This is a genomic window from Paenibacillus sp. 01T422 (assembly GCF_056398785.1).
Genome location: NZ_JBFTQB010000418.1, coordinates 1 through 5,356 on the forward strand (window position 1 = coordinate 1; position 5,356 = coordinate 5,356).

Genomic DNA, 5,356 nt, shown 5'->3' on the forward strand with positions numbered 1-5,356 from the left:
ATCAAAATCTCGATCGATGACAACCAAGGGCTTGATTTATCACCCGGAATCAGCACTTCGATCAAGATTCATTTGAAGGGCAACTAAAACAAGAGGAGTTAGTCGACGATGAGTAAACGAAAACAAATAATCGTTCCAGCGATTCTCATATTTGCAGCCATTGCAATCCTTCCTGGATGTGGCGCGAAAGTCTCAGGACAAGCGGATTCCACAGCCGTTCCGATCCAAGTTATTAAAGTGGGACAACCTGCAACTGCAGGGTTAAGCGGGAAAGTTATTCCCGATCAGGATATTAAAATTGTATCCAAAGTAGCTGGGAAAGTTGCCAGCGTAAATGTGCAAGAAGGCAGTAAAGTTAAACAAGGCGATGTGCTGGTTCAACTGGAAACAAGCGATCTGACGCAGCAAGTGAAGCAAGCTGAATCCTCCCTCGTTGCAGCGCAAGCGAAGCTTGTTGATACGAAAGCCGGTGCCCGTTCACAGGAAATCCAAGGGCTTCAAAGCGCAGTCAGCGCAGCTCAAGGGGCTTATCAACAAGCAACCGCGGCGATGGAGCAAGCCAAAGCAGGATTAGATCTCGCTACAAGCACTTATAATCGTTTAAGAAATTCCTACGACAGCAATTCCGGCGTGACTCAGGAAGATTTGGATAAAGGCACGCTTGATTTTGAGAAGGCGAAAGCTGGGTCTGAACAAGCACAGGGAGCGCAAAAAGCGGCTGAAGCACAGCTGCAAGGAGCAGAAGCTAAGCTCCAATTGGCCAAAGTCGGACCGACGGATAACACCATTTCAGCGCTTCAGGCGGATGTTGACCGTTTGAATGCAGGATTGGAACTTGCTAGCAGTGGTTTGAGCAACGCTACAATTACCGCGCCAATCGACGGGCTAATTGTTAAAAAAGCCATTTCGGTGGGTGAGCTTGCTCAACCTGGTGTACAGATCCTCTCTCTTGTGAACATGGATCAAGTACAAGTCGAACTGAGTGTATCCGATAGCCAAATCACGCAAGTGAAGGCGGGTATGCAGGTAGACGTTGCCATTCAAAACTTGCCGAATCAAACCTTTAAAGGTGAGATCTTCTTCGTAAGCCCAGTGGCTAATGCGAACAGCAATACCTTCCCTGTGAAAGTGAAAGTAGACAATAAGGATGGTTCGCTTTTTGCAGGTATGGTGGCAGAAGTTAAGCTGAACGCAGCTCAGGAGAGCCGTTTGGAAGTTCCGAAAAGCGCAGTTATTAAAAAAGATCAAAAAGAATATTTGTTCACAGTAAGCGACAATACAGCCCACCTCGTTGAAGTAAAAACGGAAGAGAAAAACCAGGATTGGTTGTATGTGCTGCCTACCGATAAACTAAAGGCTAATGAACAAATTGTCGTGAATCCTGCAGACAAGATTGCTGAAGGCACGAAGGTAAAAGCCGAATAGGAGGCGCAGCTATGGCCGATGAATCGGCAGTAAAACAACAAGAATCAGAAGGCTCTGGCAAAATGTGGCTGTCGCTTATCGCCATCGTCATGGGGACCTTCGTTGCCGTTCTGAACAGCAGCTTAATGAATGTAGCCATGAACAAGTTCGTTGCCGTATTCGGCTCAGATATCAATACGATGCAGTGGGTCATTACGGGATATACCTTGGCATCTGCGATGGTCATTCCGATGAGCGGCTTTCTGGGTGCCAAATTCGGAAATAAAAATATATTTATTTACTCTGTAGCTGGGTTTACCTTATTTTCCGTGGTATGCGGCCTGGCTTGGAGCTCTAGTACGATGATCTTGTTCCGGATCATACAAGGTTTTGCCGGTGGCTTTATTATGCCAATCGGGATGTCAATTATTTATACCACGTTTCCCCGGGAGAAAACCGGTACAGCCATTGGCCTGTGGGGGGTAGCAGCGATGTGTGCCCCTGCACTGGGGCCGACGTTTGGTGGATATCTCATCCAGAATTATAGCTGGAGATTACTCTTTTTCATCAATGTACCTATTGGGATTCTTGCTGTAATTCTTGGGAAGGTCCTTCTGAAAGAATCTCCGAAGCGAGAAGGCTTGAAATTCGACTTAACCGGGGCCATTCTCTCCATGCTCTTCTTTGGAAGCCTGCTACTCGCCCTAAGTAAAGGGCAGCAGCAAGGATGGACGTCATTATTCATCATCAGCTTGCTGTTTATTGCCTTCTTCAGCTTGCTATTGCTGATCTGGGTGGAGCTCGGAGTCGAGCAGCCTGTGCTCGATTTGAAGCTTTTCAAAAATTTAAAGTTTTCGATTAGTGTTATTGCGGGTAGTTTAGTTATGATGGGGATGATGGGCGGTACGTTCTTGACCCMGTTATATTTGCAAAATATTCAAGGGCTCTCCGCGATGCAGACGGGACTTGTGATGATGCCTCAATCCATTGCGATGGCACTTATGATGCCGATTAGTGGAAAGCTGGCCGATAAATTCGGGATTGTCCCCTTGTGTATCACAGGTCTTACCATCCTTGGTGTCACGACACTAGATCTGCACCATCTTACGGCGGATACGCCTAACCACTGGTTAAATACCGTATTAACGATTCGCGGTATTGGAATTGGGCTTTGTATGATGCCACTGACCACTGCGGGAATGCGTGCGGTAGCTCCACAGCAGGTAGGTAACGCCTCGCCGCTATCCAACGTAGTTCGTCAAGTTGCTGGTTCCCTTGGGATTGCAATCTTTACGGCGCTCATGAGCAACCGTCAACTTACTCATTATCAACACATCAGCGATAGTGTACCGGTTGATTCAGTTACAGCAAATAGTACGATATCCATGCTATCAGGCTCCATCTATTCCTGGTCGGTCGATATGACAACAGCCTCAGGCACTGCGGCAACTTATCTAGCTGGATTTATGCAAAAAGAATCTTTGGTCAGGTCAATCGCTGACACTTTTTATATTTCTGCAATTCCTGCTTTCATATGTATCCCATTCGTCCTTTTCTTTATCCAGAGGAAAAAAGCACCAACCGAAGTTAAAAAGTAAATTTCATGCAACCACATTTCCTAATTTAGCTTTTGAGAGGAGTACGAAAATGAAGAAAAATTTATCCGTTATCGTGAGCACAGCTATGGCCCTTACTTTGTTTTCATCTGTAGCTCTAGGTGCGACAGCCCCTAAATCCTCTGCGGATTTCAGTGATTTAAATCAGCTTGATGCGGGAACGAAATTGAAGTTTGATGCGATGATTTCCGCAGGTATTTTTGATGGAGTCAGTAATGGCGTTTTTGGCCTTCATGATAAAATGAACCGTGCGCAATTCGCCAAAGTGGCGGCTTTAATCTTCGGATTGAAAGTAGATTCGACTTTGCAGGTATCTAGTTTCAGCGATGTAAGCAGCTCAGATCCAGCTAACGGTTATGCTTTACCCTACATCGAAGCGCTGAAAGCTGCTAATCTTACCGATGGCTTTGGCCAAGGCACATATAATCCGGCTGGCGAAGTAACCAAAGAACAGCTGGCTGCGTTCCTAATTCGCGGTTTGAATAAGGATGCTGAAGCCAAAGGGACTGCAGGTGTAAATGATAGCACGGTCTCAAGCTGGGCTAAGGGTTATGCCGCGTTGGCTGCTCAATTGAACCTGTTAGGGAACCAAACTGACGGTACATTCGGGGGAATCCAACCTGCGACACGCGATCTGCTAGTAACTTCTTCTTATGCAGCGAAGCAGCAATTTGTAGCTAACGGCGGGAATACATCCTCCGGACAGCACTCAGAGATTCACGCAGAGGAATTGAAAGCCTACAGTCTTCCAGGTGGTTCACAGGCTCAAGTCAAAAGTGTCCTGCAGGAGAAGACAACAGATGGTTGGAGAGTCGGAACCGTCGTTAAGCTGACCAATTCGTCCAATTCGACAATACGGGTTCCCGATTACGAACTTCGTATCAGAACGGCAGACGGCACCGATTATACGCTATTGCCAAGTGCGAGCAACGCTCGTTCAATTTTGCCACAGAGTGATGTCACGCTTAGCTATATGACTGATATCAATGTGAAGTCTGATGTGAATTTAACAGATGTCCTTTGGATCGATGTGGATCAAAAAGTATATCCTAAGCAAGAGACGCTGCTTGCAGATTCTCCGGTTGCTTCGATTGTATGGCGCGGTAATGATGCTGTCATTAAAGACTCAGCCCTCATGGGAGAGTGGGGAGCTACCTTCTCAGTTCCAGGCGTGACCTCATCTCTGAAATATTCAGCCGTGAGCATGTCCAAGCAATTTACTGGGCAATCGCCAACTTATATCGTACAAGTTAAGGTCCAGAATTCCGGAAGTTATGCGGAAACTGTTCCAGACTTCACACTCAGCGGGAAATCGGATGGACAATCTTATATTGGAAAAAGAGTTGAAGAGTCCCCGATAAGTCTTAATGCCGGTGAGCAGAAATATATTCATTTCGCGATTACGACCGATACGAATACGCAGTTGAATGCTTTCTATGTTCTTACGGCTGAAAGCTTCTTGAAACAAGGCCAGACAACACCGATCCAATACTATACAGGTCGCATCGGATTTGGACTTCCGGCTAATGGTGGGACAGATACAAACACAGTTCCTTCTGGAGGCAATTATACCTTTGGTACACCAATGATATTTGAGCAAGGAAATGAATTCATCAATCCCAATCTAGCCGTATCGCTGGAAGAATTGCATGTAACGAATAACGAAGAGACCGGAAATAAAACAGGAATCGCTAAATTCAAACTGATCAATAAAGGCGATAAGCCAATTCCAGTACCAGCTTTTGCCGCGGAATTAGCAGGGAAAGATGGCAACACCTATACAGGAAGCCGCCAAACTATCGGCACTTCGGATATTGCTCCTGGAACAGGTGTCGTCGTTAGTTATGGCTATACCATTCCAACGACTGACCAAAGTGATCAGTACAAATTGAATGTGCAGGGAGTCCTTTCAGGAGCTCCACAAGGACAACCGGCTAATGGTTCTTCATCTTATAAATCCACCATTGCCAGCTACACAGTCAGCACGCAAAGCGACAATGATCATAACAATATTTCCTTATATCCATTCAAGTTGAATATCAAAAGCTGGACCTTATCTCAGCTGACTATGACGACTCCGTCCTTATCTTATACGTATAAATTAAACCTTGATTTGGACTTTACACGTGATCCTGAAGTTATTGTGGATAATAGCTTCTCCAAATTGAAATTTGAATTGGTTGATGGTTCTGGAAGTTCGTTGGGTTCAAGCTCGTTCCCTTTCACTGGAACAAATCGTTTGGTGAGCGGTAGCCAATCACTGAGCTTCAACAATCTGACTCAAAACCAAGTTCAAAGTAATGTGTCCATCAGAGTCTACGAATCGGTGACTACAC

Annotated in this window: 3 protein-coding genes; all 3 read left to right on the top strand. The window is 45.7% G+C overall.

Features of this window, described 5'->3' with window-relative positions; translation table 11 throughout:
- Positions 1-108: 108 nt before the first annotated feature.
- On the top strand, positions 109-1,425 hold the full coding sequence (locus AC1DUA_RS21820) for an efflux RND transporter periplasmic adaptor subunit (RefSeq protein WP_477501774.1): 1,317 nt from the start codon (positions 109-111) through the stop codon (positions 1,423-1,425).
- 11 nt (positions 1,426-1,436) lie between these two features.
- Entirely contained in the window at positions 1,437-3,002 is a 1,566-nt protein-coding gene (locus AC1DUA_RS21825) for a DHA2 family efflux MFS transporter permease subunit (protein ID WP_477501775.1), read from the top strand.
- A gap of 49 nt (positions 3,003-3,051) precedes the next feature.
- The coding region (locus AC1DUA_RS21830; protein ID WP_477501776.1) for an S-layer homology domain-containing protein at positions 3,052-5,356 on the top strand (2,305 nt) is incomplete at its 3' end.